This window comes from Streptomyces sp. NPDC007164 (genome assembly GCF_040634135.1).
GTDB lineage: Bacteria > Actinomycetota > Actinomycetes > Streptomycetales > Streptomycetaceae > Streptomyces > Streptomyces sanglieri.
Genome location: NZ_JBEYFB010000089.1, coordinates 1 through 14,337 on the forward strand (window position 1 = coordinate 1; position 14,337 = coordinate 14,337).

At 69.1% G+C, this 14,337-nt stretch carries 11 protein-coding genes; 9 read left to right on the forward strand and 2 right to left on the reverse strand.

Annotated features, from left to right (window positions below; all coding sequences use genetic code 11):
- From ABZ622_RS40415 to ABZ622_RS40430, 4 genes are all read left to right on the forward strand, one after another.
- Positions 1–975: NAD-dependent epimerase/dehydratase family protein (locus tag ABZ622_RS40415; RefSeq protein WP_360552118.1), on the forward strand; the 975-nt coding region annotated here is incomplete at its 5' end.
- Positions 976–1,091: 116 nt separating this feature from the next.
- A complete protein-coding gene (locus ABZ622_RS40420; RefSeq protein ID WP_360552120.1) occupies positions 1,092–2,114 on the forward strand; it encodes a dihydrodipicolinate synthase family protein in 1,023 nt (340 codons plus the stop codon).
- The gene (locus ABZ622_RS40425) at positions 2,098–3,126 is read left to right on the forward strand and encodes a hydroxyacid dehydrogenase (RefSeq protein ID WP_360552122.1); all 1,029 of its coding nucleotides are present in this window, start codon (positions 2,098–2,100) and stop codon (positions 3,124–3,126) included. The genes ABZ622_RS40420 and ABZ622_RS40425 overlap by 17 nt, the downstream gene beginning before the upstream one ends.
- A 587-nt stretch (positions 3,127–3,713) precedes the next feature.
- Positions 3,714–5,030 (forward strand): helix-turn-helix transcriptional regulator, encoded by a 1,317-nt coding sequence (locus tag ABZ622_RS40430; RefSeq protein WP_360552124.1) that lies wholly within the window; start codon positions 3,714–3,716, stop codon positions 5,028–5,030.
- Here the strand turns inward: ABZ622_RS40430 and ABZ622_RS40435 are convergent.
- Both ABZ622_RS40435 and ABZ622_RS40440 read right to left on the reverse strand, forming a co-directional pair.
- Positions 4,955–5,590: a class II aldolase/adducin family protein gene (locus ABZ622_RS40435; protein WP_360552126.1), complete on the reverse strand. Its 636-nt coding sequence runs from the start codon at positions 5,588–5,590 to the stop codon at positions 4,955–4,957. The genes ABZ622_RS40430 and ABZ622_RS40435 overlap by 76 nt on opposite strands.
- Before the next feature lie 19 nt (positions 5,591–5,609).
- On the reverse strand, positions 5,610–6,575 hold the full coding sequence (locus ABZ622_RS40440) for a sugar-binding domain-containing protein (RefSeq protein WP_360552128.1): 966 nt from the start codon (positions 6,573–6,575) through the stop codon (positions 5,610–5,612).
- Positions 6,576–7,104: 529 nt separating this feature from the next.
- Between ABZ622_RS40440 and ABZ622_RS40445 the strand changes: the two genes are divergently transcribed.
- From ABZ622_RS40445 to ABZ622_RS40465, 5 genes are read left to right on the forward strand one after another with little or no spacing between them, the layout of a single operon-like run.
- A complete protein-coding gene (locus ABZ622_RS40445; protein WP_360552130.1) occupies positions 7,105–8,424 on the forward strand; it encodes an MFS transporter in 1,320 nt (439 codons plus the stop codon).
- A 54-nt stretch (positions 8,425–8,478) separates the two neighbouring features.
- On the forward strand, positions 8,479–10,071 hold the full coding sequence (locus tag ABZ622_RS40450) for an FGGY-family carbohydrate kinase (RefSeq protein ID WP_360552132.1): 1,593 nt from the start codon (positions 8,479–8,481) through the stop codon (positions 10,069–10,071).
- 28 nt (positions 10,072–10,099) lie between these two features.
- Positions 10,100–11,128 (forward strand): NAD(P)-dependent oxidoreductase, encoded by a 1,029-nt coding sequence (locus ABZ622_RS40455; RefSeq protein ID WP_360552134.1) that lies wholly within the window; start codon positions 10,100–10,102, stop codon positions 11,126–11,128.
- A gap of 52 nt (positions 11,129–11,180) precedes the next feature.
- Positions 11,181–12,698 (forward strand): aldehyde dehydrogenase family protein, encoded by a 1,518-nt coding sequence (locus tag ABZ622_RS40460; RefSeq protein WP_360552136.1) that lies wholly within the window; start codon positions 11,181–11,183, stop codon positions 12,696–12,698.
- The gene (locus ABZ622_RS40465) at positions 12,677–13,936 is read left to right on the forward strand and encodes an MFS transporter (protein ID WP_360552138.1); all 1,260 of its coding nucleotides are present in this window, start codon (positions 12,677–12,679) and stop codon (positions 13,934–13,936) included. Before ABZ622_RS40460 ends, ABZ622_RS40465 begins: the two co-directional genes overlap by 22 nt.
- Positions 13,937–14,337: the final 401 nt, after the last annotated feature.

Here is a 14,337-nt window from a genome sequence, read left to right on the forward strand (position 1 = left end):
CTCGTCGCCGATCTCGGCCGCCTCGAAGGCGATCTGCTGGTGCTCGGCGCCGGCGGCAAGATGGGCCCCAGCCTGTGCCGGCTCGCCCGCCGGGCACTGGACGCCGCTGACCGCACCGACGTGACCGTGCACGCCGTCTCCCGCTGGTCCGACCCGGTCGCGGCACAACAGCTGGAGGACGCCGGGGTCCGTACCGTGCCCTTCGACCTCATGGATCCGGCCGCCAGCCTGGCCGAACTGCCCGACGCGGAGAACGTCGTCTTCATGGTCGGCGCCAAGTTCGGCTCCGCCGGGGCGCCTTCGCACGCCTGGGCCGTGAACGCCGCGATGCCGGACCGGGTGGCCCGCCGCTGGCCGGACGCCCGGATCGCCGCATTCTCCACCGGCAATGTCTATCCACAGGTGCCGGTCTCCTCCGGCGGCTGCACCGAGGACGACCCCGTCGGCCCGGTCGGCGAGTACGCCATGTCCTGCCTCGGCCGGGAGCGGATCTTCGGCCACGCGGCCCTCACTCGCGGCACCCGGGTCGCCGCCATTCGGCTCAACTACGCGGTGGACCTGCGCTACGGCGTCCTCGCCGACATCGCCTCCGCCGTCCGGGCGAGCGAGCCGGTCGACGTCACCACCGGCCACGCCAACGTCGTGTGGCAGGGGTACGCCAACGAGGTCGCTCTGCGCTCGCTGCTGCACACCTCCGCTCCGGAGCCCTTCACCCTCAACCTCACCGGGCCCGAGACCGCGTCCGTGCGGCGGCTCGCGCACTGGTTCGGTGAGGAGTTCGGCAAGGATCCCGTGATCGCCGGCGAGGAGACTCCGACCGCGTTGCTGTCCGACGCGAGCACCTGCCACGCCCTGTTCGGCTACCCGGACGTGTCCCTGCGGACCCTGGTCCGCTGGCAGGCCGACTGGCTGCACCGCGGGCTGCCGCTGTCCGGCAAGCCCACCAAGTTCCAGGTCCGCGACGGAAGGTTCTGATCCCCGTGTCCCGTACGCCCGTAGCCGCGACCGCGCCTGCACCCGGCCCCGTAGCCGCGACCGCTCCCCAACCTGTACCCTCCTCGGCGGCCGCGGCAGCCCCGGCATGCACTCCGATGGACGTGCTCGCTGAGGGAGCCGTCATCCCCGCTCATCCACTCGCCCTCGGCGCCGACCGCAAGCTCGACGAACGTCGGCAACGCGCACTGACCCGTTACTACCTGGCCTCCGGCGTGGGCGGCGTCGCGGTCGCCGTCCACACCACCCAGTTCGAGATCCGCGAACCGGGCATCGGCCTGCTGGCACCAGTCCTCGAACTCGCCGCTGAGACCGTGCGGAACGAGGCCGGCCACCCTGTCGTCACCGTCGCCGGGGCCTGCGGCCACACCGCGCAGGCCGTCTTCGAAGCCGAGCTCGCAGCCTCCCTCGGCTACGACGCCGTGCTGTTGAGCCCCGCCGTGCCCGGTGCCGACGAGAAGGGTCTGCTGGACCGCGCCCGGGCCGTCGGCGAGGTGCTGCCGGTGATCGGCTTCTACCTCCAGGAGGCCGTCGGCGGCCGTTATCTCTCGCCGTCGTTCTGGAGCTCATTCGCAGACCTGCCGAACACCGCGGCCATCAAGATCGCGCCCTTCGACCGCTACCGCACCGCCGATGTAGTACGCGCCGTGGCCGCCGCCGACCGGGCCGACGAGGTGGCGCTGTACACCGGCAACGACGACGACATCATCGGTGATCTGCTCACCCCGTACGAGACGGCGGGCGGCGGGCCGCGCTGGTTCGCGGGCGGGCTGCTCGGCCAGTGGTCCGTTTGGACCGGCTCCGCCGTCACCCTCCTCGATCAGGTCCGGCGGGCACGCGCCGGTGACCACGACGCCATGGTCGGCTGCCTCGCCCGCCGTCCGGAGCTCACCGACGCCAACAGCGCTGTGTTCGACGTGCGCGGCGGATTCCGCGGCTGTATCGCTGGTGTCCATGAAGTGCTGTGCCGCCAGGGTCTGTTGGAGGGCATCTGGTGTCTCGATCCGAAGGAGGTCTTGTCTCCCGGCCAGGCCGAAGAGATCACCCGGGTTGCCACGGCCTACCCCTGGCTCACCGACGACGACTTCGTCGCGGAGCACATCGATGACTGGCTCTCCTGACCCGGGGGCGGCCCGCCTGCCGCGGGTCGTCGTCGCCGTACCCCCGCACCTTCGTGAGCAGTTCTTCACCCCCGCGGTGTGGCAGAGCCTCTGCGCCGCGGCGCAGCCGGCCGTCCTCGACGAGCACACCGACCGGGACGCACTCGGTGCGGCGCTGCCCGGTGCCCGTGCCCTGATCACCGCTTGGGGAACGCCTCGCCTCAGCGAGGAACTCCTCGACGTCGCTGACCAACTGGCGATCGTCGCCCACACCGGATCGGCGGTCGCCCCGTACGTCACCGAGGAAGTCTTCCGGCGTGGGATCCTCGTCACCCAGGCCGGTGACGCGATGGCACGCCCGGTCGCTGAGGTGGCCCTGGCGTTCACCCTCGCCCTGCTGCACCGCATCCACCGCTTCGACCACGCGCTGCGCGGCGGAGCCGACTGGGACGAGGCCGGCCAGGCCCCGCCGCGGCACGAGATCCAGGGCTGTGCGATCGGCGTCGTCGGAGCGTCCCGCACCGGTCGTGCGTACATCGAGCTGGCGAAGGCACTGGGGGCACAGGTCGCGGTCACCGACCCGTATCTGACGGCCGAGGACGCACAGCGGCTCGCGGTACGGGTGGTGCCGCTGGACGAACTGCTCCGTGGCAGCCGGATTGTCGCCGTGCACGCCCCTGCCACCGCCGAGACCCGGCGCATGCTGGGTGCGCGCGAACTGGCGCTGATGCCCGACGGCGCCGGTCTGGTCAACACCGCCCGTTCCTGGCTCGTCGACGAGGACGCGCTTCTGGCGCAGGTGTCGGCGGGCCGGCTGGACGCTGCGATCGACGTCTTCGACACCGAACCACTGCCGGTCCGCCACCTGTTCCGGAAACTGCCGAACGTTCTGCTGACCCCTCATCAGGCGGCGGGCACCGCCGAGTGCCGTCAGCGGCTCGGCGCAAGTGCCGTGGAGGAGGTGCTGCGGTTCCTGCGCGGCGATCCACCATTGCACTTCGTGGGGCCGGACGCACTGGCTCGCGTCCTTTGATCACTCGATCGCAACCACACCGGGCCTGGCTTTATTCGCGAGTAGTGGCTCTGGCTCAACTTCTGGGCTCTGTCGTCATTTTGGGGGTAGTTGGGCATCGGTCTTGTGTGATGGGTGGGGTTCGCGTCGCGGACGTTCTGTTGCCAGGTGTCGGGGTTCAGGTCGAGGAAGTGGCACTGACGGATACGGAGGTTCGGCTGGCTGTGCGGTCGCAAGCCGCGTCGGCCGCGTGTCCCGACTGCGGACGGAGACCGGCGCCGACGCGTTCAAGAGCACCTCGACGCAGGAGCCGACCACGTGTGCCTGCAAGTACTCACCACCGACACCACAAGCTCCGCGGCCTGTTCCGCCGACGGGCCTGGCTCGGGCAAGCCGATGGCCTGGGGCAAGCTTTTTCCCGCGGCTGCTTGCCCAGGCCACCCGGTCGGCACTGCGCTGGAAGCCGCGAGCCGGACACCCGGCCTGGGGTGAAGGAGGAACAGTGCGGGGCCGGGATGCGGTGGGTTTCGCGGCGGCCGACGCTGGAAGCATGAGGGCCACAGCCACGTGGTCCGGCACGATCGCCTTCGGGATGGTCGCTTCTGGTCGTGACCCGGCTGCTGGCCTCGATGTTCGGACTGCTCGCGGGCAACGACGCGGAGCAGGAGGCCGAGCGCGCCGAGGACTGCGTGGACGGCCTGACGGTAGAAGACACCGGGGGCGAGGCCGACGTACGCGGGTGGCTGACCCGCGAGTGCCGGGAGCGGGCCCAGGAACACAACTGGGACTTTGAGGACGGCGAGTGGGGGGCGATCGGCGATGGCCACGACGCCTGGACGCTGCTGGCACTCGGCCCGTTCGCCCGGCGACTGCGGCTGTGGACCCATGCGGTCAAACTCAGCGCGTCGGCGGTTGGGACAGCCATCGGGGCAGGGGCGCACCAGATCCGGCACTGGACCAGCGGGCGGACGCTGCCGTCGGCCGACCAGCGCACCGCGCTGGCCACAGCGATGGGCGTGCATCCGGCATGGCTGGCTACCACCCGCGACCACACCGGCGACAGCGACCTGTACCTGTATCCGTGCTGCCCCTGCGGCACAGGCGCCGCGTTCACCCGGGACGTCGTCGCCACCGCCCACGCGGAGTTGAGCGTGCGATGGTGCCGGGGCTGCGGCCAGCCCTTGATGTCGGCCGGAGCCAGCGGACTGCTCCCGCTGCCGCTGGCCGGGCTGACCGACCCGCCCGCGGCCGGCTATGACGAACCCCTGGCGTTCACCGCCGTGCACACCAAGAACGGCCGGGACCTGCCGGCACCCTGGCCCCACGGTCTGCGGTGCCCCGGCACCGACTCACGCCAGCGCGGACCGGTCCGCATACTCGACCTGCTCACCCGGCCCCCAGCCACCCCGCCGCTGGCCCCGCCCCCGGTCACATGGCGGCGCGCACTGCGTCACAGCGGCCAGGTCCCGGCCGCCGCAGTGACGCGCAGCGGCCCGGAGAAGATCCAGGCGTTCGTGCGGTGGATCGGCGACGGCCGCCACCTAACCGGCACCGGTCAACTCCGCCTGTCTGACGCCCGGATGCTGACAGAAATGCTGCCGACCAGCGATGTATGGGACCCGGTCGAGTACGGCTACCAGTGCCGCACACGCGGCGGCCTCATCGGGGTTGAGGCGTCCGACGTGGTCGTCATGACCCGGCGCAACGACGGCGAACTGCAGCAGGTGCTCGACATGGCCGCCGAACTCGGCGTGCCGCGGGCCGGCGTCCTGCGGGCCCGCACCCGCTGGAAGGAACTGGCGCTGCCGTCGTACTCGGCATGCACCTCGTGGGGAACGTGGGGCGCTGCTTACGCGTGGTGCAGAGCCGCAAAACTCTCTGAAGGGAAAGTTGTCTTCTGGTCACCCAGCGTAAGAGCTCTGTAGGTCGCGGTTGCGGCCTCCTCAAGGTTCATGATGCGGCGGAACGCCATGCCGATGTCCTTGGCGTGCGCGGAGCAGCCGTGGTGGGACTGGATGACGCAGTTGTGCGTCTTCGCCTGCTCAGCTGTGGTGTCCGCGAGTTCGTCCGAACCGTTGGGGTTGTAGGGGACGGTGCCGATGGAGCGCACGTAGTACGCGTGGTCGAGGGACACGAGCCGGATCTTGTGACCGAGGGCATCGAGGAGGACGGTGTGCTGGGGATGGAGGTGTATCACGGCATTGACGTCCGGACACTCCTGGTAGGTGCGCTGGTGCAGCTTCCATTCGCTGGAAGGGCGTTCGGCCCCGCCTGTGACGTCCCCGGCCAGGGTCATGCTCGTGAAGTCGTCCTTGCCGAGCCGGTCCAGCCAGGTGCCGGCGCCGGTGACGACGAAGGTGTCGCTGCCGGGCAGGCGCGCGGAGAGGTTGCCGCCGCTGGCCAGCACGAAGCCGCGTTCCACGGCCAGACGGCCTACCTCTGCGAGTTGGGTGAACAGGCCCTCGACTGTGGTGGGGTGTTTCATCGTGTTTCCTCTGAGTATTTCAGGCCGTCACGGGTCTGGCGACGGGGCGGGTGAGGAGGGAGCGAGCGCTGTCGATGTCAGTTACCACGATGTTGACGAGCCCCGTCTCCAACGCGGTGAACAAGGGAATGTGTTTCTCGATGCCGCCTGCGATCCCCACTCGGGTGGGGATCGCCCGCATGTGTTCCAAGGTCAGTCCGATGACACGCTTGTCGATCGGTCCGTCGACAGCTTCACCGTTCGCGTCGAAGAAGCGGGCGGAGGCGTCCCCGACAGCGCCGAGCTCCCGGAGAGTCGCGAACTCGGTCTCGGTGACCGAGCGGCGAAGAGCCTGGGCGACGCGGGCCGTGCTGCCGATGCCCACGACGAGAGCGTCGGCTGCGGCTGCGGCATCGAGAGTGCCCTGGACCTCGTCGAGCCCGCGGATGGCGGCGGCCGCCTCGGGGGCCGTCGCCAGTAGCGGGGCGGGCAGGTGGTATGCCGTGCCGCCGACGACGCGGGCGAGAGTGGTAGCCACCTCGTGTGGATTGGCTTCACTGGAGCGCCCGCCGCGGCTTCCCGCCAAGGGCACGACCTCGACGGCGCTGTCGGACTGATAACGCAGATGGGCGACGCTGGCCGCGACGGCCGTACTCATGCCGACCGCGACTCGCTGGACGTGCGGGAGGACCGAGGCGAGGGCCTCCGCCCCGGTCACACCCAGCGACGAAGGTGACCGCTCCTCACCGGGCCCGAGGCTGGGGCACACCCATGCGCTCTGCAGGCCGAACCGGCGTACGAGGGCTGCCTCGATGTCGGCGAAGGGACGCTCGTCACTGTGAACGGTGATCTCAACGATGCCGGCGCGTCGGGCCTCGGCAAGGACTCTGGTCACCTTCACCCGGGACAGAGTGAGAAGCTCACCGATCTCGGCTTGGGTGAGACCGTGGTCGTAGTAGAGCCGGGCCACCTTGCCGAGCAACGGATCGTGTGCATTTGTTCGCACCACTGCACCTCCGTTCACCATGATGCCTGGCCGCACTGCGGAGCGCAAGGCTGTCCGATGGATCTTCGATGGAGCACGGGCCATTGCTGCCGCAAGCCAGGAGGCTCTGCGCGAAGCCGGGAGAGTTGCCCGGCCCAGCCGCCCCGACGATGCGCGAGACCGGTACTGCAGAGCCGCGCTCCGCGGACGCCGGCGCCGGTGGTGCGCCGATGAATACGGGCGATGACGGAGCGGGCCGGCGCAAGCCGGTCGACTCCAAGGTGCGCGCCGTCACGGCCCCCGAGCGGCGTTCCCGATCGCGGTCCACGACCCCTTCACCGGTACGGGTTGCCGCCTGTAAGTGTTCGCACCCGGCTGCGACGAAGGGGCACCACTCGCAATTTGGGCATACTCGTCGAATACCGACAGGTGGTCGCCAAACTCGCATCACGAAAGCGAAAGAAGCACCTTGACAGCGCAGGCGGCGGAGTCATGATGTTTGAGCACCGGTTCACCGAGTGTACAAATGTTCAGGCTCAAGGAGGAGTCTATGACGACGCAGGACGGCCTCGCGCAGCCGCAGAGCCGGTGGACGCAAGCCCTCACCAACCAGGGGATCTCCCGGGTCCTGTTCTGGGGCTTCATCGCCCTCATGCTCTTCATGGTCGGCGACGGGATCGAACTCAGTTTCCTCTCGACCTACCTGGAGGAACGCGGGTTCAGCGGCAGTCAGGTCGCCGGACTCTTCAGCGCTTACGGCATCGTCGTGGCGGTCGCCGCCTGGTTGGCCGGCGCCCTGGCCGAAGCCTGGGGCCCCCGCAGGGTGATGCTCATCGGAGCCGGTCTGTGGATCGTGCTGGAGGTCGGGTTCCTGACCCTCGGCGTCATGCAGGAGAACTACGCCGTGATGATCGCGACCTACGCGATCCGTGCCATCGGCTATCCGTTCTTTGCCTACGGATTCCTGGTCTGGGTCACCATGGAGACACCCGACGCGGTCATGGGCAAGGCCGTCGGCTGGTACTGGTTCTTCAACGCCATGGGCCTGGGCGTCATCAGCGGTTACTTCGTGGCCGTCGCGGTGGACCCGCTGGGAGAGCTGGTGACCCTGTGGTCGTCGCTGGTCTTCGTTACGATCGCCGCCCTCATGGTCGCGGTGCTGGTGAAGTCCCGGGCCGGTGCGCGCAAGGTCACCCGTGCGGAGACCGTCGAGGGCCTCAAGCGCGGCATCGTCATCATGAAGGAACGCCCGAAGGTCGGTGTCGGCGGCGCGGTCCGCCTCATCAACACGATCTCGTACTACTCGTTCGCCGTGTTCCTCAACGTGTACATGGTCAAGACGATCGGCTTCAGCCAGTCGCAGTGGTCCTCGATCTGGGGCACCATGCTCGCGGCGAACGTGGCCGCGAACCTCATCTCCGGCTACGCCTCCGACCGGTTCGGCCGCATCAACGTCATCGCCTGGGGCGGCGGGGCCGCTACGGCGATCACCGTGCTCGGGTTCTACTACCTGCCGCAGGCGGTCGGCGCGAACTATGTCGTCATCATGGCTCTGGGCATCGTCTACGGTCTCGCGCTCGGTATGTACGTCCCGCTGTCGGCCGTCGTCCCGCTCCTGGCCCCGCAGCACAAGGCGGCCGCGGTCGCGGTCCTCAACCTCGGTGCCGGCCTCAGCAACTTCGGGGGTCCGGCCGTGGCGGCGCTGGTCGGGCCGCTGGGTGTCGGGCCGGTCGTCTGGATCCTCGCGGCGCTCTACGTCGTTGGGATCTTCCTCACCTTCCTCCTGCGAGAGGCCGGCGTCGAAGCCCCGGGACACAGCCCGCAGGTCGATCCGGTTCCCCCGGCGGCCACCCGGGTCAGCTCCGAGTAACCGCCGCAGGCCGATCCGCTGGAGAATCCGAACGGGGCAGGTAGGTAGGTAACGATGAGAAACCGAGTCCAGGCCGTGCTGGGCATCGACGCCGGCACGACGTCGGTCAAGTCCGTCGTCATCAGCACGACGGGTGACGTGCTCGGGACCGCCCGATCGGCGGTCCGTATCCGGCGGCCGCAACCGCACTACGCCGAACAGGACATGGACGAGGTCTGGTCCGCTGTCGGGCAGACAATCAGCGCGGCACTGGCCGAAGCCGGCAATGTCGAACTGCTCGCACTCAGCGTGACGGGCCAGGGCGACGGTGCGTGGCTCGTGGACGCCGGCGGACGCCCTGCTGGGCCGGCCGTACTGTGGCTGGACGGCAGAGCTGCCGAGCGGGTGGCTCGATGGGAGGCCGACGGGCGCGGGGAACTGGTCCGCCGCACCACGGGTTCGGCCCTGTTCCCGGGGGCCCTGCCCGTCCTTCTGGAAGAACTGCAGGACAGTGATCCCGGACTCCTCACCCGCGCGGCGACACAGCTCAACTGCAAGGACTGGATCCGTTTCCAACTTACGGGAGTTGTGGGAACGGAGGCTTCCGAGGCCTCGCGCACCTACCTGGACGTTGCCACGGGGCGCTACTCCGAGGAGCTCATCGAAGGCCTGGGCCACGGCGGTTTCCGTCGGTTGTTGCCGCCCCTGTTCCCACCCGATGCGGTATGCGGCCGAGTGACGGAGAAAGCGGCGCGAGAGACCGGCCTGCCCGTCGGTCTGCCCGTTGCGACCGGCCTGGTCGACACACCGGCCGGCGGCGTCGGCCTGGGAGTCGTCGGACCGGGCGAGGCGTACGCCATCCTCGGCACCACCGCGTTCGTCGGCGCCGTACAGGAGCGCGTCAGCGCGCCCGTCGACGTACCGGTCATCACCCTCAACCTGGGCCAGGGAACTCAGGTCATCGAGTGCCTCGCCCCGATGAACGGCACCCCCAACCTCGACTGGGCGCGAGAGGCCACAGGCCTGGCCGGGCTGGAATGGCCACAGATCGAAGAACTCGTCAACGCCGTTCCGGCCGGGGCCGGGGGAGTGCTCTACCTGCCCTACGGGGGCGTAAGCGGTGAGCGAGCGCCTTTCGTGGACACCGCGGCCTCGGCGGCATGGCTGAACATCACCGTACGCACCAGCCCGGGAGAACTGCTGCGCGCCGTCTACGAAGGCATTGCTCTGTCCCTGGGCGAATGCATGGACGTACTGGGCATCAAGGCCGACGCGACGGTCCGGCTCTGCGGCGGTGGGGCGCAATCGCCGGTCGTCTGCCAGATCGTCGCCGACGTGACCGGTCGCCGCATCGTCCGCTCCACTTTCGCCGAACTCGGCGCCCGCGGGGCCGGCGCGCTGGCCCTCGTCGCCGTCGGCGCGGCACCCGACCTTCCCGCCGCACTGGCCCAGTTCGGCGACGACGCGCAGACCTTCGAGCCGGACCCCCGTCTGCGCGCCCTGCACGACGCCCAGGCCCAGGTGTTCCGCGACGTCCGCGACGCCGTACGACACCACTGGCCCGACCTGCGGGCGACGCAGACGGCCGCACACGCCGCTGACGCGGGCCCCGCGTCCGAACCCACGGCCGCCCTCTCCGCGGACGCACCCCCCGTAACCACCACCTGATCCCTGACTACGAAATCAAGGAAAATTCATGTCGAACCAGACCACCCACAGCGCCCGCCCACTCCTGCTGGTCACCGCGCCCTTCGACCAAGCTCGAGCCGAGCTGCTCGAGGACGTCTTCGACGTCGAACTCGTCGAGCCCTCTCTGGCCGGCACATCGCTGGCGACCAGGGGACTCGACGAGCAGCTCGCCCGCGCGACCGCACTCGTGTGCGAGGTCGACGTCGTCGACGAAGCCACCTTGGACAAGGCACCTGAGCTGCGGGTCGTCGTGTCCTGCCGTGCAAACCCGGTCAACGTCGACGTGGAAGCGTGTACTGCACGCGAGATCGCCGTCCTGACTACCCCGGCCCGCAATGCCGACGTCACCGCGGATCTCGCCTTCACACTGCTTCTCATGACCGTTCGGCACACCGGCCGGGCCGAACGCTGGCTGCGCAGCGGTGCATGGAAGTCCGAGGACGTGTTCGAGCCCTACTCGACCTTTCGCGGGCTCGGGCTGTCCGGACGCACCCTCGGTATCCTCGGTGGTGGCGCCATCGGGCGCCGGATGATGCAGCGGGCCCGGGCCTTCGGCATGGATGTCGTCGTCTACGACCCGTTCCTCCCGTCCGACGCGTTCGGCGACCAGGCGCGCATCGTCGAACTCGACGAGGTGCTGTCCACGGCCGACATCGTCACCGTCCACGTCCCGCTGGCCGAGTCCACCATCGGGCTGATCGGTGACCGGGAGCTGCGGCTCATGCGTCCGGATGCCTACTTGGTGAATGCAGGGCGCGCCGCGGTGGTGGAGGAGGACGCGCTCGTCAACGCGCTCGCCGAGGGGCGGATCGCCGGAGCCGGGCTCGACGTGTTCTGGACCGAGCCGGTCCCCGCCGACCATCCGCTGCTCAGCCTCGACAATGTCACCGTCACCCCTCACATCGGCGGCGCCTCCGACGACGTCGTGACCGAGCACTCCAAGATCGCCGAACGCGGCCTGCGCGCGTGGGTGGCGGGTGAGCGGCCCCCCGCGATCGCCAACCCCGCCGTGCTCGAGCCGCCCATCGCGCGCTAAGGCGCCCGCACCCGCTCACTTACCGCAACGCAATGCCTCAGGAGGGCCAGACATGAGCGTCATCGAAGACGCCAGCACGACACCCGACCTCAGCCCAGCCGTTTCGGCTCTGCTCCAGGCCCCACCGCGGCTCCTCATCAACGGCGAGATGGTACCGGCTGACAAGGGCGGCACCATCCCCGTACTGAACCCCGCCACGGGCCGGCAGATCGCGACCGCAGCCGCGGCAGGAGTCACCGACGTGGACCGCGCCGTGCGGGCCGCGGCTGCGGCGATGGAAACCGGTTCGCCGTGGCGACGGATGTCCGCCCTCGACCGCGGCCGGATCATCGAGCGCTTCGCCGCTCTGCTCGAGGCCCACGCCGAAGAACTCGCCGACCTCGAGGCACTTGACGGCGGTAAGGTGCGCAGCTCCGCCCGCCAGAACGACGTGGAACTGTCCATCAAGCACTTCGCGTACTTCGCGGGCTGGCCCAGCAAGATCGAGGGAAACACCATTCCGGTGTCCGTGCCCGACACCATGGTGCGGACCGAGCGGGAACCCGTTGGTGTCGTCGCGCAGATCATTCCGTGGAACTTCCCTCTTCTCATGGCGGCTTGGAAGATTGCGCCCGCCTTGGCCGCCGGGTGCGCGATCGTCCTCAAGCCCGCCGAGAACACCCCGCTCGTCGCGATCCGCCTGGGCCAACTGGGCCTCGAGGCCGGACTGCCCAACGGTGTTCTCAACATCCTCCCCGGCTACGGACCGGAAGCAGGCGAGGCACTTGTCGAACACCCACTCGTGGACAAGATCGCCTTCACAGGTTCCACCCGTGTCGGGATCCACCTGGCGCAGAAGGCGGCCGCACAGGTCAAGCGCGTGACGCTGGAACTCGGCGGGAAGAGTCCGAACATCATCTTCGCCGATTCTCCTGTCGAGGAGGCAGTGGCCGGCGCGGCATCGGCGATCTTCTCGAACTCCGGCCAGTCGTGCAGTGCCGGTTCACGCCTCTACGTCGAACGCTCCCGCTTCGACGACGTCGTGGGCGCCCTGTCCGAACAGGCTGACAGCATGCGCGTCGGACCGGGGCTCGATCCGAGCACCGACCTCGGCCCGCTCATCAGTCGAACCCAGCTCGACCGAGTCCGCGGCTACATCGACGGCGCGCTCACCGGTGGCGCGACTGCCGCCGCCGGTGCAGTAGCCCCGGCCGGCGCCGACGCGGACGGATACTTCCTGCGTCCCACCGTTCTGACCGATGTCGACGACACAATGGCAGCGGTACGCGAGGAGATCTTCGGTCCCGTCGTCGTGGCCCAGCCCTTCGACTCCCTCGAGGAGATCGCGGCGCGCGGCAACGACTCACCCTACGGTCTCGCGGCCGGCATCTGGACACGTGACATCGCCCGCGCGAACCGCCTGGCGAAACTCCTCAGGGCGGGCACCATCTACATCAACATGTACGGTGCCACTGATGCCGCAGCACCGTTCGGTGGATTCAAGACCTCAGGCTACGGCCGTGAGATGGGCCACGCGAACCTCGAATCATACCTCGAGACGAAGACGGTATGGACAAGCCTGTCGATGTGAGCGGCAACGTGCGGTCGACCCGGGTGCCGGCCATGGTCCTCATGGACGACCGGCTGCGCCCTGGAACCGTCGCATTGAACGTCGCTCTCGGGGCGCTCGTCCAGGTGCTGGCACTGAGCACGTGGTACGCGACGTCAGCGGTGGCGCCGCAGCTGGCGCGGCACTGGAACCTCGACTCAGGCGAAGTCTCGTGGCTGACGAGCTGCGTCCTGCTCGGGTTCGCGGCCGGAGCGCTGGGACTGGGGCTGCTGCGCGTCGCCGACCGGGTACGCCCGGGCGTACTCCTGCCGCTGGGCTCGCTGATCGCTGCCGCGTGCACAGCGTTGCCTGCGGTTCTACCCATCGGATTCGCGCCGACCCTTGCTCTGCGCGTCCTCACGGGAATCGCTCTTGCGGCGGTGTATCCGCCGGGGATGAAGGCCGTCGCCTCATGGACCCTGGCCCGCCGAGGGTCGGCAGTCGCGCTGGTCGTGGCTTCCTTGACGTTGGGCAGCGCTCTTCCGCACGCACTCCGCACGCTGCCGTTGCCGGGCTGGCGAAGTGTCCTCCTCATCTCGGCGGTTGCCGCGACACTGGCAGCCGGGCTGGCGACGACGACTCGGACCGGCCCGCACACGAGCGAGACCGACACACTACGGATCGGTGCCGCCTGGCAGCTCTTCCGCAACAGGCGACAGCGGCTCGTCACCTTGGCCTATCTGGGCCATATGTGGGAGGTCTACGGCCTGTGGACATGGTCGGTCGCGTTGCTCGCCGCGTTGCCCGGTTCGGGGGGCCCTGTCCTCGGTGTCCCGGGATGGGGCCCGTTCCTGCTGATCGGCGTAGCCGGGGCCATCGGCTGCTTCGGCGCAGGTTCCGCAGCCGATCGATGGGGCAGAGTCCGTGTCACGACCGTAGTCGTCACCATCTCGGCCTGTTGCTGCCTCCTCGCACCAGCGTTGCCACTTCTTCCCGACATAGTGACTGCGGTGATGTTGATCGTTTGGGGGGCATCGGTGATCGGGGATTCACCGATGTACTCAGCGTTGCTTGCTGACTCCTCCGACCCGACCGCCGTGGGGACGGCCCTGACCGTGCAGATGGCGCTCGGATACTCTCTCGCGGCGGTACCGGTCCTCCTGCTGCCGCACCTGGCCGCGCACGTCGGATGGCCCTGGGCCTTGCTCTCACTGGCGCCCGGACCACTGGCCAGTGCCTTGAGTCTCCGGAGACTGCAGAGGCTTGACCGGACCAGTTGAGGCCCGGTGTGGTGTCTTGCCGTCCCCGCCGTCGGCCAGGACCGCGCCGTTCCACGGCGGAGGCGCTGATGCCCAGGTGGGCGGCGACCTCCGGATATCCCCAGAGCTGCTGCTCGTCGGCCATCGTGTCCTCCTCGTTCGTCGGTGATGAGCGTACGCAAGATCCGGATGGGCGGGCGTACGGCAAGACCGCCCCTGCCGGTCGGCGCGGGGCAGCCTTCTGCGGTTGCGGTCAGCTTGTTCTTTATCTTCCGGCCTCGAACGATGTTTCGAACTGAGTCGCCCCCCGGGGGATTCGCCGGACGCGGGGGGGTGCCTCTATGTCCTTCGTCAAGGCTGCGCCATCGGATTTGTAGCTGTTTGCCTTGGTCATGCGGCGAGGGTGACTGTGCGGGTTCGGG

What these genes read in the sequence shown, in the direction of transcription:
- ABZ622_RS40450 (WP_360552132.1), top strand. Translation starts at nt 8,479, where the DNA reads ATGAGAAACCGAGTCCAGGCCGTGCTGGGCATCGACGCCGGCACGACG.
- ABZ622_RS40445 (WP_360552130.1), top strand. Translation starts at nt 7,105, where the DNA reads ATGACGACGCAGGACGGCCTCGCGCAGCCGCAGAGCCGGTGGACGCAA.
- ABZ622_RS40460 (WP_360552136.1), top strand. Translation starts at nt 11,181, where the DNA reads ATGAGCGTCATCGAAGACGCCAGCACGACACCCGACCTCAGCCCAGCC.
- ABZ622_RS40425 (WP_360552122.1), top strand. Translation starts at nt 2,098, where the DNA reads ATGACTGGCTCTCCTGACCCGGGGGCGGCCCGCCTGCCGCGGGTCGTC.
- ABZ622_RS40465 (WP_360552138.1), top strand. Translation starts at nt 12,677, where the DNA reads ATGGACAAGCCTGTCGATGTGAGCGGCAACGTGCGGTCGACCCGGGTG.
- ABZ622_RS40455 (WP_360552134.1), top strand. Translation starts at nt 10,100, where the DNA reads ATGTCGAACCAGACCACCCACAGCGCCCGCCCACTCCTGCTGGTCACC.
- ABZ622_RS40420 (WP_360552120.1), top strand. Translation starts at nt 1,092, where the DNA reads ATGGACGTGCTCGCTGAGGGAGCCGTCATCCCCGCTCATCCACTCGCC.
- ABZ622_RS40435 (WP_360552126.1), bottom strand. Translation starts at nt 5,590, where the DNA reads ATGAAACACCCCACCACAGTCGAGGGCCTGTTCACCCAACTCGCAGAG.